This window comes from Paraburkholderia sp. XV (assembly GCF_020177535.1).
Classification (GTDB): domain Bacteria; phylum Pseudomonadota; class Gammaproteobacteria; order Burkholderiales; family Burkholderiaceae; genus Paraburkholderia; species Paraburkholderia caribensis.
This window is the reverse complement of the sequence record NZ_JAGUUD010000010.1, coordinates 66904-89497: the sequence shown is the minus strand read 5'-3', so window position 1 is coordinate 89497 and position 22594 is coordinate 66904. Positions and strand designations below refer to the sequence as shown.

22 protein-coding genes are annotated in these 22594 nt (G+C 62.9%); 13 read left to right on the top strand and 9 right to left on the bottom strand.

Features of this window, described 5'->3' with window-relative positions; all coding sequences use genetic code 11:
• The first annotated feature begins 12 nt into the window (after positions 1–12).
• The gene (locus KFO72_RS08345) at positions 13–387 is read left to right on the top strand and encodes a phage holin family protein (RefSeq protein WP_054932727.1); all 375 of its coding nucleotides are present in this window, start codon (positions 13–15) and stop codon (positions 385–387) included.
• Complete coding sequence (locus KFO72_RS08340) at positions 384–683, top strand: hypothetical protein (RefSeq protein ID WP_107200622.1); 300 nt, start codon at positions 384–386, stop codon at positions 681–683. The genes KFO72_RS08345 and KFO72_RS08340 overlap by 4 nt, the downstream gene beginning before the upstream one ends.
• Positions 684–743: 60 nt before the next feature.
• Here the strand turns inward: KFO72_RS08340 and KFO72_RS08335 are convergent, their stop codons facing one another.
• Complete coding sequence (locus tag KFO72_RS08335; RefSeq protein ID WP_225031861.1) at positions 744–1700, bottom strand: PhzF family phenazine biosynthesis protein; 957 nt, start codon at positions 1698–1700, stop codon at positions 744–746.
• A gap of 18 nt (positions 1701–1718) precedes the next feature.
• Between KFO72_RS08335 and KFO72_RS08330 the strand changes: the two genes are divergently transcribed.
• The gene (locus KFO72_RS08330; protein WP_054932730.1) at positions 1719–2501 is read left to right on the top strand and encodes a DeoR/GlpR family DNA-binding transcription regulator; all 783 of its coding nucleotides are present in this window, start codon (positions 1719–1721) and stop codon (positions 2499–2501) included.
• 34 nt (positions 2502–2535) lie between these two features.
• Positions 2536–3687: an MFS transporter gene (locus KFO72_RS08325; RefSeq protein ID WP_176053048.1), complete on the top strand. Its 1152-nt coding sequence runs from the start codon at positions 2536–2538 to the stop codon at positions 3685–3687.
• Positions 3688–3802: 115 nt separating this feature from the next.
• Here the strand turns inward: KFO72_RS08325 and KFO72_RS08320 are convergent, their stop codons facing one another.
• The gene (locus tag KFO72_RS08320; RefSeq protein WP_176053049.1) at positions 3803–4555 is read right to left on the bottom strand and encodes a tetratricopeptide repeat protein; all 753 of its coding nucleotides are present in this window, start codon (positions 4553–4555) and stop codon (positions 3803–3805) included.
• A 373-nt stretch (positions 4556–4928) separates the two neighbouring features.
• Between KFO72_RS08320 and KFO72_RS42455 the strand changes: the two genes are divergently transcribed.
• The 3 genes from KFO72_RS42455 to KFO72_RS08305 all read left to right on the top strand — a co-directional run bounded on the left by KFO72_RS42455 (position 4929) and on the right by KFO72_RS08305 (position 9212).
• The gene (locus KFO72_RS42455; protein ID WP_412101767.1) at positions 4929–5150 is read left to right on the top strand and encodes a hypothetical protein; all 222 of its coding nucleotides are present in this window, start codon (positions 4929–4931) and stop codon (positions 5148–5150) included.
• Positions 5151–5166: 16 nt separating this feature from the next.
• On the top strand, positions 5167–6789 hold the full coding sequence (locus KFO72_RS08310) for an NAD(P)/FAD-dependent oxidoreductase (RefSeq protein ID WP_225031860.1): 1623 nt from the start codon (positions 5167–5169) through the stop codon (positions 6787–6789).
• Positions 6790–6968: 179 nt separating this feature from the next.
• The gene (locus KFO72_RS08305; protein ID WP_412101766.1) at positions 6969–9212 is read left to right on the top strand and encodes a SulP family inorganic anion transporter; all 2244 of its coding nucleotides are present in this window, start codon (positions 6969–6971) and stop codon (positions 9210–9212) included.
• A gap of 109 nt (positions 9213–9321) precedes the next feature.
• Here the strand turns inward: KFO72_RS08305 and KFO72_RS08300 are convergent, their stop codons facing one another.
• The 3 genes from KFO72_RS08300 to rpsU form a co-directional block, all read right to left on the bottom strand.
• Positions 9322–9546 (bottom strand): hypothetical protein, encoded by a 225-nt coding sequence (locus KFO72_RS08300; RefSeq protein WP_036000560.1) that lies wholly within the window; start codon positions 9544–9546, stop codon positions 9322–9324.
• Between the two features lie 189 nt (positions 9547–9735).
• A complete protein-coding gene (locus KFO72_RS08295) occupies positions 9736–9939 on the bottom strand; it encodes a cold-shock protein (protein WP_036000558.1) in 204 nt (67 codons plus the stop codon).
• A gap of 305 nt (positions 9940–10244) precedes the next feature.
• A complete protein-coding gene (gene rpsU, locus KFO72_RS08290) occupies positions 10245–10457 on the bottom strand; it encodes a 30S ribosomal protein S21 (protein ID WP_054932747.1) in 213 nt (70 codons plus the stop codon).
• Between the two features lie 767 nt (positions 10458–11224).
• Here rpsU and KFO72_RS08285 point away from each other — a divergent pair.
• From KFO72_RS08285 to KFO72_RS08265, 5 genes are all read left to right on the top strand, one after another.
• Positions 11225–12526 (top strand): gallate dioxygenase, encoded by a 1302-nt coding sequence (locus KFO72_RS08285; RefSeq protein ID WP_176053052.1) that lies wholly within the window; start codon positions 11225–11227, stop codon positions 12524–12526.
• Between the two features lie 42 nt (positions 12527–12568).
• Positions 12569–13594: an amidohydrolase family protein gene (locus tag KFO72_RS08280; RefSeq protein ID WP_225031858.1), complete on the top strand. Its 1026-nt coding sequence runs from the start codon at positions 12569–12571 to the stop codon at positions 13592–13594.
• Between the two features lie 2 nt (positions 13595–13596).
• The gene (gene ligK, locus KFO72_RS08275) at positions 13597–14280 is read left to right on the top strand and encodes a 4-carboxy-4-hydroxy-2-oxoadipate aldolase/oxaloacetate decarboxylase (protein WP_225031857.1); all 684 of its coding nucleotides are present in this window, start codon (positions 13597–13599) and stop codon (positions 14278–14280) included.
• An 11-nt stretch (positions 14281–14291) separates the two neighbouring features.
• Positions 14292–14996 (top strand): substrate-binding domain-containing protein, encoded by a 705-nt coding sequence (locus tag KFO72_RS08270; protein ID WP_225031856.1) that lies wholly within the window; start codon positions 14292–14294, stop codon positions 14994–14996.
• Positions 14997–15104: 108 nt separating this feature from the next.
• On the top strand, positions 15105–15683 hold the full coding sequence (locus KFO72_RS08265) for a TetR/AcrR family transcriptional regulator (RefSeq protein ID WP_054932740.1): 579 nt from the start codon (positions 15105–15107) through the stop codon (positions 15681–15683).
• Between the two features lie 73 nt (positions 15684–15756).
• Here the strand turns inward: KFO72_RS08265 and KFO72_RS08260 are convergent, their stop codons facing one another.
• The 4 genes from KFO72_RS08260 to KFO72_RS08245 are packed head-to-tail and all read right to left on the bottom strand — an operon-like array spanning position 15757 to position 22454.
• On the bottom strand, positions 15757–17292 hold the full coding sequence (locus tag KFO72_RS08260) for an efflux transporter outer membrane subunit (RefSeq protein ID WP_156516667.1): 1536 nt from the start codon (positions 17290–17292) through the stop codon (positions 15757–15759).
• 8 nt (positions 17293–17300) lie between these two features.
• Positions 17301–20495 carry an efflux RND transporter permease subunit gene (locus tag KFO72_RS08255; protein ID WP_054932742.1) on the bottom strand — a complete coding sequence of 1065 codons (3195 nt, stop codon included), beginning with the start codon at positions 20493–20495 and terminating at the stop codon, positions 17301–17303.
• Between the two features lie 45 nt (positions 20496–20540).
• Positions 20541–21716, bottom strand: a complete 1176-nt coding sequence (locus KFO72_RS08250; protein ID WP_054932743.1) for an efflux RND transporter periplasmic adaptor subunit — start codon at positions 21714–21716, stop codon at positions 20541–20543.
• A 30-nt stretch (positions 21717–21746) separates the two neighbouring features.
• Positions 21747–22454 (bottom strand): alpha/beta hydrolase, encoded by a 708-nt coding sequence (locus KFO72_RS08245; protein ID WP_225031876.1) that lies wholly within the window; start codon positions 22452–22454, stop codon positions 21747–21749.
• On the opposite strand from KFO72_RS08245, the gene KFO72_RS08240 reads away from it, so the two are divergent.
• Positions 22359–22559, top strand: coding sequence for a hypothetical protein (locus KFO72_RS08240; protein WP_225031879.1), 201 nt, complete (start codon positions 22359–22361; stop codon positions 22557–22559). The genes KFO72_RS08245 and KFO72_RS08240 overlap by 96 nt on opposite strands.
• Positions 22560–22594 lie beyond the last annotated feature (35 nt).

Here is a 22594-nt window from a genome sequence, read left to right as displayed (position 1 = left end):
GGAAGCCGTGAAATGTCGATCCGATCCAAAGTGGACCAGTGGAGCACCGTAAGCCGGTTCTGCATGGACCGGATGGCAGACTACGGCGAACTCATTTCCATCGAACTGGCGCAGGCGCGAGCCCAGCTCGCTCGCGAAGTGATTGCGCTGGTGGCGCTGGCGGTCGCGGGATTGTTTGCGCTGTCGTTCTTCTGCATCGCCATCATCGCGACGGCATTGTCCACGCCATACTTCGTTCAGGTGGCGTGGGCAATCGCGGCGGCGTGGCTGCTGTTGTGCGTGATTTCCTTCATCGTCGTTCGTGCACAAAGGCCTGTGCGCTCTTTCCGCGTGGTCCAGGATGAAATTCACCACGACCTGCAGGCAGTCAAGGAGGCGTTGAAATGACTTCTCGATTGGCGGCGCTTGCCGCCGCTGAATCCGATGTGCGGGAACGAATGGCCCTATCGCGCGCCCACCTGGTTGCCGCGCAGGAAGCTGCGCGCCTGCGTCCCGCCGCCAGCAGACCTTCATTGCCGATGCGCGCGCGAGAGCTGGTGTCCGTCGCGCCGAACGTCACGCTGCTCGCGGCAGTGCTCGTCGGATCGCTGGTGATCGGGCCGCGCAGGATCGCGGGCGTCGTCGTGCGCAATGGGCTCCTTGCATGGATTGCGAAGACGGTGCGGCGGATCGCGGGGAACTGAGCGTCGCGCTTCACCCTCGGGAAGGCGCAACTGTCCGTCCCAGCGCGACGGCGGGACGTGTCAGATTGCGCTTTTGGCCGCCCGCCCGCCAATCTGCACGGACCCGTCCGCGTATCGCGCCATGAGCGTACACGGCTGGCCGAGCGCATCGCCCTGTAGCAGCGTAATGCTTCGCTCCAGCGACAGGGCCAGCGCACCCGCCGCCACGCCCGTCGCAGCATCTTCGAAACGCGGCTTGAGATGATTGAAGTTCCGCCCCGCGTAGATAGCATCGTGAAGGCGGCAGTACACGTACATGCCCGACACGCCGTGTTTGCGGCTCCATTCAGCAATGCCTGGCAGATCCGGGCGCAAGGCGGCCAGCACGGATGGCTCCGCCACCTCCACCAGCAGCTTTGCGCTTCCCACCGATGCGAGTCGAGGTGTACCAATCACGTGCGCCGGTTCGACGCGCAGCAGCCGCGCCGTCTCGGCGACATGAATGGCCACCGCCGCGCAAGGCTGCGCCTTCACGCCGACGAAGATTCCCTCGCCAACGCGCTCGATCTCAAGCGTCTGCCGATGCATGCTCGTGATGAACCGGGTCCGCCCGATGTCGGGATGCCGCTCGAAGAAAACCGCGCTCGCCGCAAGCGTCGCATGCAGGCAAAGGGGGCTGCGGGCATGCGGGTAGTAGTAGTCGAGCTGCATGTCGCCGGCGGCATCGGCTTCCACGAACACCGTAGCGCTTGCGTCTTGCCGCTGCGCAAACTTCAGCCGTTCTGGTCCAGCCAAAGCAGCGTTCTCGACGACGATCGCCGCGTTGCCACTCTCGTCATTGCGGCCGAAGCAAAGCATGCGTTGGATATTCATCGTCGGTCGTGTCGCTGTCGAATTGCACGGAGCGGAAATTATCGCGCATTCCACTTTTCGCACACAGCGGGTTGGGTCGCGACGAACCGTTCGCTGCGGGCCTTTTTCAGCGCGGAGCCTTGAGCGGACACGTGCACGTTTGTGCACGTTTACATTCTTGTTCATGCACGATATGATTCAAACATGAATGACGACATCCCCCTCGCACGGCGCGACGAGATCGCAAACCGGCTCGCTCAAGGCCAGGCCGTCGTCGCGGCCGCGCTCGCTGCCGAATTCAATATTTCCGAAGACGCGATCCGTCGCGACCTGCGCGCGCTCGCAACGGAAGGCCGTTGCCGCCGGGTCTACGGCGGCGCCTTGCCGATCACGCCCGCGTCCGCACCGATGACGGCCCGCATGGACCTGGCGCGGGAGCGCAAGTCGGCACTGGCTCGTTCAGCCGTGCCGCTGATTCAATCAGGCGAGCTGCTGTTCCTCGACAGCGGCAGCACCAACCTCGCCCTCGTCGACGTGTTGCCGGAGGAAAGCGAACTCACCGTGGCGACCAATTCTATCGACATCGCGGCCGCCGTGCTGCGCCGGTCCGATCTGCATCTCATCATGATCGGCGGATCGGTCGATCCGGCCGTGGGCGGATGCGTCGATGCGAACGCGGTGGAGGCCGTCGCCGAATTGAATATCGATCGATGCTTCATCGGCTCGTGTGCGATATCGCCGAAGAGCGGGATCAGCGCATTCGGACTCGCCGACGCGACGTTCAAACGCGCGGTTCTCGCGGCCAGCGAGCACAGCGTGGTGCTCGCGCTCACCGACAAGTTCAATGCGCGCGCGCCGCATCGCGTCGCCGCGCTCAAGGCGATCGAATGCGTGATCGTCGAACACGACCTGGCGCGCGCGGAGCGTTCGGCCTTGTCGAAATCCGGCCCATCGGTGGTGAAGGCCGAGCCGCCCGCCAGCCTGTGAGCGCGTGGCCAACTCACTCAGGACACCCGTGACAATGACGTTCGACCAACCCGCAGCCCGACTCGCAACGCGCCTTGCTTTCCTCGTGGCCGGCTTCGGTGTCGCGTGCTGGGCGCCGCTCGTGCCCTTCGCCAAGCAGCGGCTCGGCGTCGATGACGGCGTGCTTGGCCTGTTGCTGCTTTGCCTCGGCCTCGGATCGGTTATCGCGATGGTGATCACCGGCGCGCTCAGCGCGCGATACGGCAGCAAGCCGATCATCGTCGCGGCCGGATTCGGCCTGGCCGTGATCCTCCCGTTTCTGACCATTGTCAGCACGCCGCTCACACTGGGTATCGTCCTGCTCGCGTTCGGCGCGTCGCTCGGTTCGCTCGACGTCGCGATGAATATCCACGCCGTCGATGTCGAACGCATGGAGGGCCGGCCTTTGATGTCGGGGTTTCATGCGCTGTTCAGCATCGGCGGCTTTGCGGGATCGATGCTGATGACCTTTCTTCTTTCGATGCACATCGCCCCGCTCGAAAGCACCCTGCTATGCGCCGTACCGATGCTCGGCGCGATCGCCGTCGCACGGTCGCGCCTGATCCAGACGGCTCACGCGAAAGAAGGTCCGCTGTTCGCCGCGCCGCGCGGCATCGTGCTGGTGCTGGCCGGCCTCACGGCAATCACGTTTCTTGTCGAAGGCGCACTGCTCGACTGGAGCGCGCTGCTGATCACGGGCGCTGGACTGGTGGCTGCCGCGCAAGGCGGAGTCGGCTACATGATCTTCTCGGTTGCGATGACAGCCGGGCGCCTTGGCGGCGACGCGGTGACCGCCCGCGTCGGGGACCGCGCAATGGTGTTCTGGGGTGGATGGGTTGCGATGGGCGGCTTTGTGGTCCTGCTGACGGCCCCGAGCACGGCGATTGCGATGGCAGGCTTTCTGTTGATCGGTCTTGGCGCATCGAACGTGGTGCCGGTGCTGTTTCGTCAGGCGGGCGCGCAACGCGCGATGCCATCGGCGCTCGCCGTCGTCGCGATCACGACGACCGGCTATGCGGGCAATCTCGTCGGCCCGGCGGGTGTGGGGTTTGTTGCCAATGGAGTGGGACTGCCGGGGGCGTTCTGGATGCTGGCGGCACTGCTCTGTCTCGTGCCGTGTTGTGCCCGTCTCGTTACGGCGAAACGGTCGCAAGTGGAAGTGTCGTGAACTTCAGTTACGGTAAGGTCCTGAGACGGTCTGCCCGGGTTGTCGTGCGCAGCGCGTTCGGGCGGACTGACGCCCGAACGCCCACATCCAGTCGCTTGTGAAGCTCGCCCGTGGATTACCGGCTCAGGGCGGTCTGAGCCCGTTGCAGCCACTCGCTGTTATGTTCGCGGGCGTGGCGCGGCCAATGCCTCGCATCGTGCACGATCTCGGCGTAAAGTTCGCGCGCACGCTGGCGATCTGCCTCGTCGGGCTGCGCCGCCAGCCAATCGGCGTACAGGCAACGCGGAGCGGCGTCGCTTGCGCTCGCGAGCGCAATCTCGAACGCGGCGCGGGCCCCCGGCGCGCCGATCGCGGCCAGAGTCCGCGCGTACAGCAAGGCCGGCTCCGGCTGCCGGCGCGCGAGAGGATCGGCGGCGAAGAGTTTTTCGAGCGCATCCTGCGCGGCGGCAACATTGCCGTTGGCAAACTGCGCGCGCGCCAGCCCCAGGAGTAGAGCCGGATCCGATGAGAACGGCCCGCTGGCCGCTGTCTGGTAATGCTCCAACGCTTCGGCGGCATTGCCTGCGTCGAGCAGCGCTGCAGCCAGCCGCATGCGATGCGCAACGGTCGGCGCGCGATCGAAATCCGTGCGCGCCTCGCGCACTGCCCGGTTGGGATCGACGAACTGCGAAATGGCCCTCGTTGCCGCCCTTGCCCCACGCGACTGGCGCAGGGAGGGCAAGTAAATGACAAAGAAGTAGACCACGCTGCCCAAGCCAGGGAACAGAAACAGGATCAGCAGCCAGTACATGTTCTGCTGGGTGCGCACGGCATGCACCGCAAAGAACAAGGCGATGATGACGTAAAGGCTGATTCCGAAGATGCGCATTTGACGGGAAGCTCGGTTGTGAGGCGTTGCCGACGGTACGCCAGCAAAATGGCCGAGCGTTATTGTGACAGAAGCGCGCTGCCATGCCGCATCGCCCGGCGGCCTCCTTCCCGCGCCACACCTCGACGCGCGCGGCCACGCCCACATGGCATGGCGTCGCACAGGCCGCTCGCTTGCACCGCTATAATGGAGGGCTGGAGAGGCGGTGGCCTCGGTGGCGATAAACAGCTGGAACGGCAGATCGCCGGTCGAATTTCCACGGAATTTGCCAGGCACCGGGCAGGGTTAGCGCGGCGGCGTCCATGAGGTACGCGGTTTCGGCGTCCAGGCTCGCCCCTTTCATGTGCCCGAGCTGATCGCACGACCCGGTCGCGTGCCTGATGATGACTTCGGAGCGGAGCAACCTTCCCCACCGTGCCCGCTTCAGTTTCTCATCGTGCAGTTGCTTGAGTTGTCCGGCCTGATCCGTTTGCAGCCCCGCATACAGCATTTTCCGCCCATGGAAGGTCTGCACCGGGATGCCCACGTAGCGAACAACACGGTCGCCAGCATGCCGGTCTCCACCTGTTTCAACACCGCCACGATTCCGTGGTGATCATATTTCAGTACTCATGCTACGTCTAAGCGAAGTCAAACTCCCGCTCGACCATCCCGAGAGCGATCTCGAAGCCGCGATTCGCGCGCGCCTCGCGGATCTCGGCGTGCCGGCAGACGGGCTCATCCGTTACACCGTGTTCCGCCGTGCGCACGACGCACGCAAGCGCTCCGACATCAAGCTGACCTATATCGTCGATGTCGAAGTCAAGGACGAAGCGGCCGCGCTCAAGCGGATGGCGGGCAAGCCGCATTGCGGACCGACCCCGGACATGGCGTACCGCTTCGTCGCGAAGGCGCCCGGGCACACGGATTCCTTGCGCCCGGTCGTGATCGGCATGGGGCCGTGCGGCCTGTTCGCCGGGCTGATCCTCGCGCAGATGGGGTTCCGCCCGATCATCCTCGAACGCGGCAAAGCCGTGCGCGAGCGCACCAAGGACACCTTCGGCCTGTGGCGCAAGTCCGTACTGAACCCGGAATCCAATGTGCAGTTCGGCGAAGGCGGGGCTGGAACGTTTTCCGACGGCAAGCTGTACAGCCAGATCAAGGACCCGAACCACTACGGCCGCAAGGTGCTGGAGGAGTTCGTCAAGGCGGGCGCACCGGACGACATCCTTTATCTGAGCCGGCCGCACATCGGCACCTTCCGCCTCGTCAGCATGGTGGAAAAGATGCGCGCCAATATCGAGGAACTGGGCGGCGAAGTGCGCTTCGAAACCCGCGTCGAGGACATCGAAATCGATCAGGGCAAGGTGCGCGCGCTGAAGCTGTCGAACGGCGAAACGCTGCGCTGCGATCACGTGGTGCTGGCCGTGGGCCACAGCGCGCGCGACACCTTCCAGATGCTGCACGATCGCGGCGTTTATATGGAAGCCAAGCCCTTTTCACTGGGGTTTCGCATCGAGCATCCGCAGGGGGTGATCGATCGCAGCCGCTTCGGCAAGTTTGCGGGCCACAAGCAACTCGGCGCGGCCGACTACAAGGTGGTCCATCACTGCAGTAACGGACGGGCGGTCTACAGCTTTTGCATGTGCCCTGGCGGCACGGTGGTCGCGGCGACCTCCGAGCCTGGCCGTGTGGTCACCAACGGCATGAGCCAGTATTCCCGGGCCGAGCGCAACGCGAATGCGGGTATCGTCGTCGGCATCACGCCGGAAGACTATCCCGGCGGTCCGCTGGCCGGCATCGCGTTCCAGCGCAAATGGGAAGAGCGCGCATTCGAACTCGGCGGCGGCGACTACCACGCGCCGGGTCAACTGGTCGGCGATTTCATCGCCGGCCGGCCGTCGACGTCGCTGGGCTCCGTGGTGCCGTCGTACAAGCCGGGCGTGCGCCCGACCGATCTCAGCACTGCGCTGCCGGACTACGTGATCGAAGCCATCCGCGAAGCACTTCCGCAGATGGAAAAGAAGATCGCGGGCTTCGCGATGCACGATGCCGTGCTGACGGGCGTGGAGACGCGCACGTCGTCACCGCTGCGAATTCGACGCAAAGACAATTTCCAGAGTATGAACGTCGAAGGTCTGTATCCGGCTGGCGAAGGCGCGGGGTATGCGGGCGGGATCTATTCGGCGGCCATCGACGGTATCGAAGTCGCGCAAGCGCTGGCACTCAATCTGACGTCGGCGCACACGCCCTGATGGGTCGGACAGGATCGGCCCACCGAGGTTCGTCAGCATGGTGAACCCGGTGGACGAATCCTCGTGAAAACTCGGGCCGCTGCCCGCGTGCCGGCGGTTTGACAGGCGCGAGACGGGCGGCGGATACTGGGTCGCGCGGTCGCCCGCTCGTGCCCGGCGCCGCGTTCCGGGGGAGCGCCGTGAAGCCAGCTGCCACAGGTTCCGCGTCCGAGTCTGCGTCCGACAGCGCTGCCGCATCGCGCATGACGACCGTCGGCCTGCTCGGCGACCTGACGGCGGGCGCCGTCTCGACGCTCGTCATGCTCTGCTACGCAATGAGCCTGGGCACGCTGATCTTCAGCGCGGACCTCGCCCGTTACGCCGAACTCGGCGTGCCCACCGCGCTGATCAGTTGCATCGTCACGGCGCTGGTGATCGCGCTGACCAGTTCGATGCGCCTGAATATCGCCGGGCCGGACAGCAATGCGACGGCATTTCTCGCGGGCGTGGCGGCAGGCGTCGCGAGCAGCGTGCGGGCCGACGGCGGCTCGACGCAAACCATTCTTCTGACTGTACTGATCGCCATCGCCCTATGTTCGGTGGTGACGGGGATCGTGCTGTACGCGATCGGTTCATCCAGGCGCAGCCGTTCATTGCAGTTTCTGCCGTATCCCGTGGTCGGCGGATTTCTGGCGGGCACCGGTTACCTGCTGCTGGCGGGCGCATTCCGCGTGCTGACGGGCGAGTCGCCGCAGTGGCGCACGCTGCCCCTGCTCACGCATCTGCACTGGCTCGCGTGGATGCCCGCGCTGTTCATCGGCGTGCTCACCACCGTTCTCACGCGCGGGCGGCAGCACATCGCCGCGCTGCCGTTCGTGCTCGCGTGCGGGATCGCGCTGTTCTATCTGTCACTGCACTTCGCCGGACTCTCGATCGACGATGCGCGCAACATGGGCCTGCTGCTGCCGCATGTGAAGCTGCACTTTTTCCCGGATATGCACATGCCCGCGCCGCTCGCGAATGGCGCGATCGACTGGGCCGCGATCGCGGCGCATCTGCCGGAGACGCTCGTCGTGACATCTGCGTCGGCAATCACGATCCTGATGAACTCGACGGCCATCGGCGCAGCAACAGGCGAGGACGTCGACCTGAACCGCGAAATGCGCGCGGCGGGCCTCGCCAACATCGCGAGCGGGCTGCTGGGCGGGATGGTCGGCTATCAGTCGTACAACCGCTCGATGCTCAATGCGCGTGCCGGCGCGACGAGCCGCATGGCGGGCGTATTCGCAGCGCTCGCGTGCCTGGTTGCGCTGATGGCATCGCCCGATCTGGTGGCGCTCTTTCCCGTACCCGTGCTGGTCGGGCTACAGCTATTCATGGGGCTGCGGCTGTTGATGCAATGGCTGGTCGGTGCCTATGCAAGGCTCAACTGGTACGAGTACGCGCTCGTGCCCGGCATGCTCGCCGTCGTGGCGTTCTATGGCGTCGTGGCGGGCGTGATCGCGGGCGTGATTGCCGCGTGTGTGATGTTCACGCTGCTGTACGGACGCGTGAGCTGCGTGCGCATGGCATTCGATGCAACCACGCGCACCTCGACCGTCGAGCGCAGCATCGAGGACGCCGCGCGTTTGCGCGAACACGGCACGCAGCTATGCGGAATGTGCCTGCAGGGCTTTCTGTTCTTCGGCACCGCGAACTCGATTCTGCAACGCGTGCGCGAACGGCTCGAAGCAAAAGATGCCGTACCTGTACGCTATATCGTGCTCGACTTCGCGGCCACCAACGGCATGGATGCGTCGGTATCGATCGCCTTCGTGAAGCTGCGGCAACTGTGCGCGTCATCGGGCGCGGACCTCGTGCTCACCGCGTTGCCCGCGCGCTCACGCAGTCTGCTCGTGAGAACGGGTACGCTGAACCTGCGGATACACGAGTTCACCACGCTCGATGCCGGTCTTCAATGGATTGAAGACATGCTGCTCGGATCGGGCTCCACCATGCAACCATCGGGAGAACCGAATTTCCGTGCGACACTCGCTCCGCATTTCACGCCGCCCGCGCTGGAAAGGCTGTGTGAGTGTCTGGAAGTACGCGATCTCGACGCAGGTCAGCATCTGTTTTCACGCGGCGAGCCGGGCGATGCGCTGTATATCGTCGAGCGCGGACGCGTCGCCGTTTCGCTGCCGCTGCCCGACGGCCGGCTCGTGCGGCTGCGCTCGTTCGGCCCCGGCACGGTCGTCGGCGAAATGGCCGTGTACACACAGACCACGCGAAGCGCCGATGTGATCGCCGAAGCATCGACGCGTGTTCACCGTCTGTCGGTGCCCACGCTGCTCGCGCTCGAACGCGAGGACCCCGTCACCGCACAGCAGTTTCACCGCTTTCTGATCAAGACGATTGCGTCGCGGCTCGCTGTCGCCAATGAAGCGTTGCGGGCGGCGTATTGATTGCGTCAGCCGTTCAGGGCATGTGGGTCAGACGTCAACCTTCATGATCGCCGTTGGCGATGCCCAGGAATGCTCGATAAAACGTCGGTGCGCTTGCTGCCGACTCACATCAGCCGCGCGTGTCGATCCAGTGACAGGCCCAGCTTCGCGCGTAATCGACCGCGTCGGCCTCGTCGACGAAATAGTCGAGCGAAAAGAATTCGTATTGATTCGGCGAGCGTCGCGCGCCATTGCGCTCGAGCAGCAGATTCGCGGAAAAGAGACCATCGGGCAGGCAATGTGCGGACGGACGTACGGTATAACCCCCGTATTGCTGGGTTGTTGAATTTTGCATGTGTCTTTGATGTTTTGAATTGTATTAGTCACGCATCGAAAGCATGTGCCGCTGAGACGGCAACCAGCATGACAGAGGCGGCTTCGCGCCGTTTGAGATGCGACTGGCAAACGCCAGTGCGAGAGACGTGGAGCGTGAACTTCGGGGAAAAACGAATCGGGGCCGCATTCGGCCCCGCACTGCTACGCCTTAAACCGGCGTGATGTTTGCAGCTTGCACGCCCTTCGGGCCGCGCTTCGTTTCGAAGCTGACCTTCTGGCCTTCAGCGAGGCTCTTGAAGCCTTCGCCGCGGATTTCGGAGAAGTGCGCGAACAGGTCGTCGCCGCCGTTATCCGGGGAGATGAAGCCGAAGCCCTTTGCGTCGTTGAACCATTTGACAGTACCGGTATCCATTACGAATCCTTGAAAGAGAAAAAATGAAGAGATTATCGCCCCAGAGCGTGGAGCCAAAGGATCAAGGAGGGAGAGGACAACGAATACCGCCGAGGGACAACGGAACTATTGATGAACAGCAATCGAACTTCTTGAACTGGAAGGCACAGTAACACCTGTGCGCCGCAATTGCAAGATATCAATGAACTGGCCCGGGTTATTTTCGCCCGGCGCCAGTCGACCTCATCGAAACGAGCCGCTCCGCTGAGCCGCCACCCGCCGGACAAGCGCCTCAGGGAAGCCACACGGAGACTGACGACGCGGGGTCAATACAGTTTCCTTGGCGGCATTGCGCGACGAATCTGCTTGCGCAAGCGGGCCACGGCGGCCGCTTTCTTGCGTTTGCGCTCCGTGGTGGGCTTTTCATACGCCGTGCGCGCACGCAACTCCGCGATCAGTCCATTGTTCTGAATGGCACGGCGGAAACGTCGAAGCGCAACTTCGACGGGCTCATTGGGTTTGGGGATGACGGTAGTCAGATCGTTCCTTGAAGTCTTGATTCGATTGATGAAATGGCCGCGCATAGCTCGCGCGTCATCCGATGCAGATAGCAGAGGACACTTTACTGTACACGCGAAATCTCGCGACCGTCTGGTAATTTGCACGGTCTTCGCCGGGAGCGAGACTACGGAAGCCCTGTCGCGTGGACCGGCCGCCGTGAATTCCGATGCGCCGAACGTAACCCATACAACGGCTTTTGAAACTGAATGCGGCCTTGAGTCCGTCGCCAAGAGCGTCGGCGCCGCGCATCCCCCAGCGTCAAGGCAGTTCGCCCGTGATGCCCCGCATACGGATGACATGATCGCCTGCGGCACTGGAACGGGAAACATAATCGATGCCCGTGTCCCGCACGCCACAAAGCGCTACGCGGCTTTGCGCAAACGCGGGCGCACTGAAAGCCCGGCTGCGAATGCCAACCCTGCCGTATTTCATGGTGTCTCCCGGATCGCAACGCATTATTTCGGATGCCGAATTTAATTATCTCCGGATGAATGAATCCGTACTCGTTGCTTTTACGCGGGTTTTGTATCTAAAATATTTATCGGCCATAAATTTTCGATGGTCGGCCTAGCGCTTTGCCGAGCGTGCTTCGCGCCTGTTGCCCCGCCTGAAGTCCCCATAACTAGCCGTGGAACCACGGTTGACGCGTCCGCGACCGCTGTTATCTCATGCGTTTATTCAATGCGGGATTTGCTTCGTCGGCAGACCGTCTTCCGAAGCGACGCGTGTCACGGGACTTACGGCTATGGCAAAAATCATCGGCGGGCTTGCCGCATCACACACTCCGACGATCGGCTTCGCGTTCGACAAGAACAAGCGCGACGACCCGGTCTGGGCGCCTATCTTCGAGAATTTCGCGCCGCTGGCCGACTGGCTCGCGGAGAAGCGCCCCGACGTGCTGGTCACGATCTATAACGATCACGTCACCTCGTTCTTCTTCGATCACTATTCGGCGTTCGCGCTAGGCGTCGGCGAGCAGTGGCAGGTCGCGGACGAAGGCGGCGGCGCACGCGATCTGCCCGCCATCAAGGGCCATCCGCAATTCGCTGCGCACATCGGCAAGTCGCTGATGACGGACGAGTTCGACATGTCCTTCTTTCAGAACAAGGCGCTCGATCACGGCTGCTTCTCGCCCCTGTCGATGCTGTGCACGCACAAGCCCGACTGGCCCGTCAAACTCGTTCCTCTGCAGATGGGCGTTCTGCAACTGCCCGTGCCGAGCGCGCGGCGCTTCTACAAGCTCGGTCAGGCGCTGCGCCGCGCAATCGAAAGCTATCCGGAAGACCTGAAGGTCGCGATTCTCGCGACGGGCGGCCTCTCCCATCAGGTGCATGGCGAACGCGCCGGCTTCAATAACACCGAATGGGACCAGCGCTTCCTCGACCTGTTCGAGCGCGACCCCGAGCAACTCGCGAACATGACCATTGCCGAATATGCGGAACTCGGCGGCTACGAAGGCGCGGAAGTCGTCATGTGGCTCACCATGCGCGGCGCGCTGTCGTCGAACGTGGTCTGCAAGCACCGCAGCTACTACCTGCCATCCATGGCGGGCATTGCGACGGCGATTTATGAAGGCGAAGACAGCGAGCCCAATCCCGCCATCGTCGAGCGGCATCGTCAGAAGATGGCGGTCGAACTCACCAACGTCGAGAAGCTGGACGGCACGTATCCGTTCTCGATCGAGATGGCCGTGCGCGCGTACCGCATCAACGACTACCTGCATCGCATGGTCGAGCCCGAGCATCGCGAAGCGTTCAAGCGCGACGAAGAAGCCAGCTTCGAGGCGGCAGGCCTGACCGAACAGGAGCGCGATCTGATCCGCCGGCGCGACTGGCGCGGAATGCTCCACTACGGCGTCATCTTCTTCATGCTGGAAAAGCTCGGCGCCGTCACCGGCGTGTCGAACCTGCACATCTACGCCGCGATGCGTGGCGAAACACTCGAAGCATTTCAGAAGACCCGCAACGCGCCCGGTGCGCTTTATTCGGTAGCCGGCAAGGGTAGCCAAAGCCTTTCGTGGGACAAGTCCGGGTCGCCCAAGCAGTAGACCGCACGCACGCCTGGCCATTGCACTGACAGAGACGCAACGATGATCATCGACATTCACGGTCACTACACCACTGCGCCGAAAGCGCTCGAAACCTGGCGCAACCGCCAGATCGCGGGCATCAAGCATCCCGCCGAGATGCCGCACGCGTCCGAACTGCACATTAGCGACGATGAATTGCGCGAGTCCATCGAAAGCAACCAGCTTCGGCTGATGCGTGAGCGAGGCCTCGATCTGACCATTTTCAGTCCGCGCGCGAGCTTCATGGCGCATCACATTGGCGACTTCGAGGTCTCCAGCACGTGGGCGGCCATCTGCAATGAACTGTGCTTTCGCGTGAGCAAGCTGTTCCCCGACCACTTCATCCCGGCGGCGATGCTGCCGCAAAGTCCGGGCGTCGATGTCAGCACATGCATCCCTGAGCTGGTGAAGTGCGTCGAGCAGTATGGCAATGTCGCCGTCAACCTGAACCCGGACCCATCGGGTGGTCACTGGACCAGCCCGCCGCTGTCGGACCGGTACTGGTATCCCATCTACGAGAAGATGGTCGAATACGACATCCCGGCGATGATTCACGTCAGCACGAGTTGCAACGCGTGCTTTCACACTACCGGCGCGCACTATCTGAACGCGGATACCACCGCGTTCATGCAATGCCTCACGTCGGATCTGTTCCAGGATTTCCCGACGCTGCGCTTTGTCATCCCACACGGCGGCGGTGCGGCGCCTTATCACTGGGGGCGTTTCCGCGGGCTTGCGCAGGAACTGAAGAAGCCCCTGCTGAAAGACCATCTGCTGAACAACGTGTTCTTCGACACCTGCGTCTATCACCAGCCGGGCATCGACCTGCTGACGCGCGTGATCCCCGTCGAGAACATTCTCTTCGCGAGCGAGATGATTGGCGCCGTACGGGGCATCGACCCTGAAACTGGCTTCAATTACGACGACACGAAGCGCTATGTCGAGGCAGCCGCCATCGACGCGGAAGACCGTTACAAGATCTACGAAGGCAACGCGCGGCGCGTCTATCCGCGTCTGGACGCAGCCCTCAAGGCAAAGGGAGTCTGACTATGTATGAAATGGGCGTTGTCTACCGCAACATCAAACGCGCGGACAAGGAAGTCGCGAGCAAGCTTGGCGCCTTGGGTTCCGCTACTGTTCACGAGGCCATGGGCCGTACGGGTCTGCTCAAGCCGTACATGCGCCCGATCTATCCGCACGCCCAGGCGAGCGGCACAGCCATCACGGTTCTGCTGCATCCCGGCGACAACTGGATGATGCACGTCGCCGCTGAACAGATTCAACCCGGCGACATCGTCGTGGCAGCCATCACGGCGGACTGCACGGATGGCTACTTTGGCGATCTGCTGGCGACCAGCTTCAAGGCGCGCGGCGCCACGGGTCTCATCATCGATGCAGGCGTGCGCGACGTCAGAGTGCTCGAGGAAATGGGTTTCCCCGTCTGGAGCAAGGCGATTTCCTCGAAAGGCACCATCAAGGCAACGGTGGGCTCGGTCAATATCCCCGTGATCTGCGCGGGCGCACTCGTTGCGCCCGGCGATGTGATCGTCGCGGACTTCGACGGAGTGGTCGCGGTTCCCGCTTCTGCCGCCGCCGCGGTGCTCGACAAGGCGAGTGCGCGCGAAGCACTGGAAGCGGAAAAGCGCGCCAGGCTCGCTTCCGGCGTTCTGGGGCTCGACATGTACAACATGCGAGAACCGCTGAAGCAGGCGGGCCTGCGTTATATCGACTGATCGAGACGGGCATGCCGACTGATACTTCGCGTGATTCATTGACCGTCATATCGTCGATGGCGACGCGTCATGTTTTGACGCAGCTGGCGCAAGCGTACGAGGCTGCGTCCGGGCAGCGCGTTTCGATCGTATCGGTAGGCGGGGTTGAAGCGGCCCGCCGCATTCAGGAAGGCGAGCGTTTCGATGTGGTCGTTCTCGCATGCGATGCGCTCGACCGGCTGGAGCGCAATGGTCACATCATCGCTGCGAGCCGCGTCGGCGTCGCGCGTTCGGAGGTGGCCGTCGCCGTCAAACACGGGGAGCCGCGTCGGGACCTCAGTTCAGAATCCGCTGTGCGCGATGCCGTGCTGCGCGCCCGGACCATCGGGTATTCGACGGGACCGAGCGGGACGCATATGGTCAATCTGCTTCGTCAATGGGGTATTGCCGACGTCATCGCGGATCGTATCGTCGAGGCGCGGCCCGGCGTGCCCGTCGGCAGTCTCGTTGCACAAGGAACGGTCGAACTCGGTTTCCAGCAGCTCAGCGAACTTGTCCACGAACCCGGCATCGACATAATCGGCATGCTTCCAGCCGCCATCCAGGCTGTCACGGTGTTTTCAGCGGCTATTTGCGCATCGTCGGAACGGCAGGAAGCCGCTAAAGCTTTGCTGAACCATCTCGTTTCGGCGGGCGGCAATGAAGTGAAAATCGCGCACGGAATGGCGCCTGTCTGACTGTCATGGCGAACATCGGACGACGCCGATTCGACCGGGACCAGCCGCAGCCCCGACGCAACCCGATCAGGATTATAATAATCCTCTTGATCCGTGGGAGCCGAAGACATGGGACATTCGCAAGCTGACAAGATTGCCACCCATCAACGTATCGTCGATGCCGCTGCCAAACGCTTCCGCGAACAGGGGTTGGACGGCATCAGCATCGCTGACCTGATGAAAGACGCGGGCCTCACTGTAGGCGGTTTTTACCGGCATTTTGCTTCCCGCGACGAGCTCATCGCCGAGGCGTTCGAGCACGCCCTGCGCGACGTCGAGCCCTGGGAAGCGGCGATGGTCACCTCGCCCCGGCAAGCGATGCGCATGTACCTCTCCGATGCGCATCGTGACGAGGTGTCGAATAGTTGTCCCGTTTCAACGCTCGTGAACGATATGAGCCGCAGCACGGACGACGCGCGCGCGGCCTATACGAACCGTGTCAAGCGCATGGCCGAGCTGATCGCAAAAGCCATCCCGACCGAAGACAGCGCGGACAAGCGCGCCGAAGCGCATTTCGTCCTGAGCGCGTGTGTCGGCGCAGTTGCACTGTCGCGCGCCGTAACGGACCCCAAGCTTTCGAAGCAGATTCTCGACGGCGTGTTAAGCCAGATACTCGAACTGCTGTCGCCGAAACGCGCCGCAAAATAGCGGAGATCTGAAGAAGCGGCGAGCATCGCGCAAAGGCGCGCTCGCCGCTTTTCTCATGCTGATCGCCCGCGCTTCACTGCCGCCCGGTCGACTCCGCCCGCGTCGTATCGATGGAGCCGACGATCACGTCATCGCCCCATCCGCCACCGAGCGCGCGAACCAGATTGACGGTCGCCGCCGCCTGAAGACCGGTGAGTTGCACGGCCGTGGTTTGCGACTGAAGCACGGTGCGCTCGGCGTCGATCACATCGAGATAGTTGACGGCGCCTTCCCGATACTGCGTGCGCGAGATCGTTGCAGCCCGCGACGACGCCTGCACGGCCTCATCCTGCGTCTGAACCTGCTGTTCGAGTATCCGCAAGTCCGACAGGTTGTCTTCGACCTCCTGAAAAGCCTGCAGCACCTGCTGACGATACTTCGCCACGTCCTCGTCGAACACGGCCCGCGCGTTCGCGAGATTCCCCGCGCGACGGCCTCCGTCGAAAATCGGCACGGTCAGCGCGGTGCCCGCCAGCGGTCCGAGAATGAACGCCCGGCTGGACCATTTGAACAGGTCTGCCAGCGTCGCGGACTCGAATCCCGCTGCGCCCGTTATCGACAGCGCCGGGAAATACGCCGCCTTCGCCACGCCGACTCGCGCGTTTGCCGCTGCCATGGCCCGTTCGGCAGCTGCAATATCGGGCCGCCGCTCCAGCAGCGCGGACGGCAAGCCTGGCGGAATGCGAATCTGCACGGGCCGCAACGGGTTCGATGCCATCGAGAATTCGGACGGCGCCTTGCCCAGAAGAACCGCGAGACTGTGCTCGGCCGTCGCCCGTTGTCGTTCTGCCGTCATCGCGTCGGAACGTGCCGTTGCCAGTTCGGCTTTGGCGCGGGCGACATCGAGTTCGGCGATGTCGCCTGCACCGAACTTCGACTGCACGAGTTTCAGCGCCTGCTCGCGAAGCGACACGTTCTGCGCGTAGACCTGCAGTTCCGCGTCCAGCTCGCGGACCTTGAAGTAGTTCGCAGCGACATCCGCCTGCAACGAGAGCTGAACCGAGCGCAGCAGCGCCGCCGATTGTTCGCTCTCCGCGCGGCTCGCCCGCACCGCGTCGGATACCCGTCCGAACAGGTCCACTTCATAACTCGCCGTCGCCTGAGCGCGCCACAAGGTCTGTGCCGGAATGTTTCCACCGTCCGGCTGTAACTGCGAAGCGGGCGAAACCTTTTCCCGGGTGGGTCCAAAGCCTGCGTCGATAGTCGGAAACAGGCCAGCGCGGGTCGCCTGCTGGAGCGCGCGCGCTTCCTGGAGGCGCGCCGCAGCCGCAGCCAGATTCTGGTTGGCGGCGAGCGCCTGTTCTTCCAGATCGTCGAGAGCGGGATCATCGAAAATCACCCACCACTTCCCGCGCGGAATCTGGTCCGACGGTTGCGCGATTTTCCACGCCCCCGCCTGCCCTTGCGTTGCGGCCGTTGCCGTCGTGACGGGCGTTTCCTTGAAAGCCGCGGAGGCAGCCGAAGCCGGCACCTTGTACTCCGGCGCCAGCGAGCAACCGGCCGTCAGAAGGGCCGCGCTCAACAGCGTCAACGAGCTCCAGAGGACAGCCTTCATTCTATTGTTCGACATGATGATCCTCACGCTTCGACGGAAGCATCGACACCGCGAACGTGCGGGTGATGTCCGTGCTTGTCCACGATGTGCTCTTTCCTGTCGAGCTTTCGCAGAACGACATAGAAGACGGGTGTCAGCAGCAAGCCGAACAGGGTGACGCCCAGCATCCCGAAGAACACCGCAATACCGATCGCGTGACGCATCTCCGAACCCGCGCCGCTCGACACGACCAGCGGCACCACACCCATGATGAACGCGAACGACGTCATCAGGATCGGCCGCAAACGCAGCCGGCTGGCTTCGATCGCGGCCTGCACGATCGAGCGCCCTTCCATCTCCAGTTCCCGGGCAAATTCGACAATCAGGATCGCGTTCTTCGCGGACAACCCGACCAGCACCATGAGGCCGATCTGCGTGAAGATGTTGTTGTCGCCGTGAGTCAACCAGACGCCGAGCAGTGCGGACAGCACGCTCATCGGTACGATCATCAGAATGGCGAGCGGCAACGTGAGGCTTTCATACATCGCGGCCAGCACCATGTAGACGAGCAGAACGCTGATCGGGAACACCCAGAGCGCCGCATTGCCCGCAAGAATCTGCTGATACGTCAGATCGGTCCACTCGAACTTCATGCCTCGCGGCAACGTCTTCGCCGCGACCTTTTCGATGGCGGCCTGGGCCTGCCCCGACGAATAACCCGGCGCGGGACCGCCGTTGATATCCGCCGCCGTATAGCCGTTGTATCGGACCACCGAGTCAGGACCGTAGGTTGGCGTGACTTTCACGAGGGTGGACAACGGCACCATCTCTCCCTTGTCGTTACGCGTCTTCAGCAATCCGATGTCGTCCATGTGCGCGCGGAATGGCGCATCCGCCTGCACGCGCACCTGATAGACGCGGCCGAACCGGTTGAAGTCATTCACATAGAACGAACCGAGATACACCTGCATCGTGCTGAAAATGTCGTTCACGGAGATGCCCAATTGCTTGGCCTTCACGCGGTCCACAGCGACATTCACTTGCGGCACATTGATCTGGTACGTCGAGAACGCCGGGCCGAGTTCAGGCGTCTTCGCGGCCTCTTTGAGGAACGACTGGGTCGCGTTGTTGAGCGCGGTATAGCCCTGCGCCTGCTGGTCTTCGATCTGAAGCTTGAAGCCGCCCAGCGTGCCAAGACCGAGAACGGGCGGCGGCGGAAACACCGCGACGAACGCACCCTTGATGCCGGACAGCCGCTTGTTCAGTTCGGCGGCAATGCTCAGTCCGTTCATCGACTTGCCCTTACGCTCTTCGAATGGCGTTTCCCCGAAGAAGATGACAGCCGAACTCGACGAGTTGGTGAAGCCGTTGATCGACAAGCCTGGGAACTGCACGGCCGATTCGACGCCGGGCGTCTTCAACGCGATTTCCCCGACTTCGCGCACCACATCTTCCGTGCGGTCGAGCGACGCGCCGTTGGGCAACTGCACGATAGCGACCAGGTACTGCTTGTCCTGAACGGGAACGAATCCACCCGGCACGACCTTGCTCATCAGCACGGTCAGCCCCAGCAACACGGCATAGATCGCGAGAATGACGACCTTGCGGTTGACGACCTTCGACACACCGTGGCTATACGACTCGGAGCCGCGATGAAAGACCTTGTTGAACGCGTTGAAGAACGGACCGAACACCCGATCCATCGCGCGCGTGAGCCAGTCCTTCGGGTCGTGATGCCCTTTGAGCAACAGCGCGGAAAGCGCGGGCGAGAGCGTCAGCGAGTTGAATGCGGAAATGACCGTCGAGATCGCAATGGTCATCGCGAACTGCTTGTAGAACTGGCCCGTCAGGCCGTTCATGAAAGCGAGCGGCACGAACACGGCAATCAGCGTCAGGGCAATGGCGATAATCGGCCCGCTCACCTCCTGCATCGCCTGATGGGTCGCCTCCTTCGGCGTCAGGCCCGTAGCGATATTGCGTTCGACGTTCTCGACCACCACGATCGCGTCGTCGACCACGATGCCGATTGCCAGCACCATGCCGAACAGCGACAGCGCATTGATCGAGAAGCCGAATGCAAGCAACAGCGAGAACGTGCCGACAATCGAAACGGGAACGGCGAGCAGCGGGATGATCGACGCCCGCCACGTTTGCAGGAACACGATGACGACCAGCACGACGAGTGCGACGGCTTCCAGCAGCGTATGAATCACCGCGTGGATACTCGAACGCACGAACTGCGTCGGGTCATAGACGATGTCGTACTTCACGCCTTCCGGCATGTCGGCCTGGAGTTGCTTCATCGCATCGCGAACATGCTCCGAAATGTCCAGCGAGTTCGCATTCGGCAGCTCGAAGATCGCCATCGCGACCGCCGACTTGTTATTCAGCAGCGAGCGGCGCGCATATTCGGACGCGCCCATTTCCACTCGCGCGACGTCCTTGAGCCGCGTCACTGCGCCATCGGCCGATGTCTTCAGGACGATGTCGCGGAATTCGTCTTCGGTCTCGAGTCTGCCCTGCGCATTCACATTCAGTTGCAGCGGTGCATCGGGCGTCGACGGAGACGCACCCACCTGGCCGGCCGCCACCTGAAGGTTCTGGTCGCGGATCGCCGTTACGACATCGTTGGCGGTCATGTTGTGCTCGGCTACTTTCTGCGGATCGAGCCACACGCGCATCGAATAGTCGCCGGAGCCCCACAACGTCACCTGGCCGACGCCGGGAATACGTTCGAGCCGGTCGCGAACGTTGATCAGCGCATAGTTGCGCAGATACGTGCTGTTGTATTTCTCGCTCGGCGAAACAAGGTGGACAACCATCGTGAGCGTCGGCGACGACTTGATCGTCGTGACCCCGAGGCGTTGCACGTCCTCGGGCAAGCGCGGCAGCGCCTGGTTCACACGCGTTTCCACCTGCTGCTGCGCGAGGTCGGGATTCGTGCCGAGCTTGAACGTGATCGTCAAGGTGAGCGTGCCGTCGCTATTCGCCTGCGACTGCATGTACAGCATGTTTTCGACACCGTTGATCTGTTCTTCGAGCGGCGACGCAACCGTTTCGGCAATCACCTTCGGATTGGCGCCGGGATATTGCGCCGTCACCACGACGGACGGAGGCACTACGCCTGGATATTCGGAGATGGGCAGATTCACCATCGAGATCAGCCCCGCCAGCAAGATCATGGCTGACAGCACCGCCGCAAATATCGGGCGTTCGATAAAAAACTTGGAGAGGTTCATGACATTCTCTGGCTAGGCATGAAGGGCCATGCGCAATGCGCGCACTCAGGAAGCCCTTGTCGTGGAGGCGGTGTCGCCCGACATTTGCACCGGGTTGGGCTTGACGGGATCGCCCGGGCGAACGCGTTGTATGCCGTTCACGACGACACGGTCTCCCGGCTGCAGGCCGCCCGTGATGACGCGCAAACCCTGGTGCTGGTCGCCCAGCTTGACTTCGCGGTATCGGACCCGGTTCTCCGCGTCCACCAGCAGCACGAACTTCTTGTCCTGGTCGGTCTGAATGGCTGCGTCGCTGACCAGCACTGCCTGATGCGGCACACCGCCGCCAACGCGGGCCCGCACGTAAAGGCCGGGGACCAGCACGCCATCCTCGTTGCCGAAACGCGCGCGCACGCGAATCGTCCCGGAGCTGGTGTCGAGCCGGTTGTCCACGGAATCGATCACGCCCTGCCGCGAATAGCCCGTCTCGTTAGCGAGACCCACGGAGACAGGCACCGTCACTTTCGAGTCGCGACTGAGAAAGCGCAGGTACGTCTGCTCGTCGACATCGAATGACGCATAGATGGGCGACGTCGACACCAGCGTGGTCAGCACGGGCGCATTGGCCCCCGGCGAAACGATGTTGCCTACCGTCAATTCCGCACGGGATACGCGTCCCGACACGGGCGCCGTGATGGCGGTGTAGCCGAGATTGATCTGCGCCGCTTCGAGCGCGGCCCTGGCCGCCTTCACAGCGGCCAGGGCTTCCCGATTTGCGTTCTGCGCCTGGTCGTAGTCGCGTTTGGCAATGGCGTTGTCCGTGAGCAGCCTTTGCGCGCGAGCCCAATCGGCCGCCGCATAACCATTGCGCGACTCCGCCGAAGCGAGTTGCGCGGCCGCGCGGTCGACCTCCGCCTGATACGGGCGCGGGTCGATCGTAACGAGCAGGTCGCCCTTTTTGACCGTCGCGCCGTCGTGGAAGTGGACGGCGACGATCGTTCCGGACACGAGCGGCCGGATCTCCACGTTGTTGATGGCCTCGATGCGGCCAGAGTAGGCCTGATAGTCGGTGATGGTCTGCGAGACCACGGGCGCGACATCCACGTCCGCAGCCGGCGGCGCCGCAGCGGCGGCAGCGTCGCTCAGGGGCGCGCTGCCGCGCACGTGATATGTCGCCGCAGTGCCCGCGACGATGACCAGCAAGACCGCGCTGGCGGCAACCAGCCTACGCTTTGACGGCATTTTCAAACTCCATTTTTCTGGTTACATGAATCAGGAACGCTTCGGCGCAGTGCCAAGTTCTTTACTGAAGAAGGCGGCAACGTCAGCGATGACTTCCTGTCGTGACGCCAGTTCGTAGTGCGCGACGCCGCGGTAACGTGTCACCGTGGTGGGCACGCCCGCTGCGATCAGCCCGGCGGCGTACCGCTCGGCCTCCACGTGCATCAGGTCGTTCGCTGCGCTTGCGATGAATGCAGCAGGCAGCCCCGCCAGACGCAGCGATTCGATCGGCGCTGCGTAGGGATGAAGCCTCAGAGACGCCAACGGCAGATAGGCCCGATATCCGGACGCGCATTCCTCTGCGCACATATCTAGTGTTATTTCATCATCCAGATCAGGAAAGCGCGTCATGCTCGGATCGAGCAGCGGCGCAACCAGCGCCTGGGCGCAAAAACGGAAAGAGGCCCGGTCGCGGACCATTGCCGCGAGACCTGTCGCCAGATTGCCGCCCGCGTCGTGCCCGGCAACAGCCATTCGCTTCGCGTCGGCATGAAGTGCGCGCGCATGGGTGACGAGCCACTGTGCAGCGAGGAATCCGTCATGGAGCGCAGTGGGAAACGGAAAGGCCGGCGCCAGCGAATAACCCACTGAAACGACCAGTGCATGCGCCTGACGCGCAATCTGCGAGCACGTCGGATCGGACTGCTCGGGCGTTCCTTTAACGAATCCGCCGCCGTGAAAGAAAAATATGACAGGCAACGCGTCGCGCCTGCCTGGAGGACGATAGGTACGCAACCGGATGGCCTGTGCGTGGCCTTCCAGATCCACGTTCTGAATTTCGATCGCCTGTTCGACATTGATTGACATAGCCTGCAGGCCTGCGCCTTCCGGGATGTTTC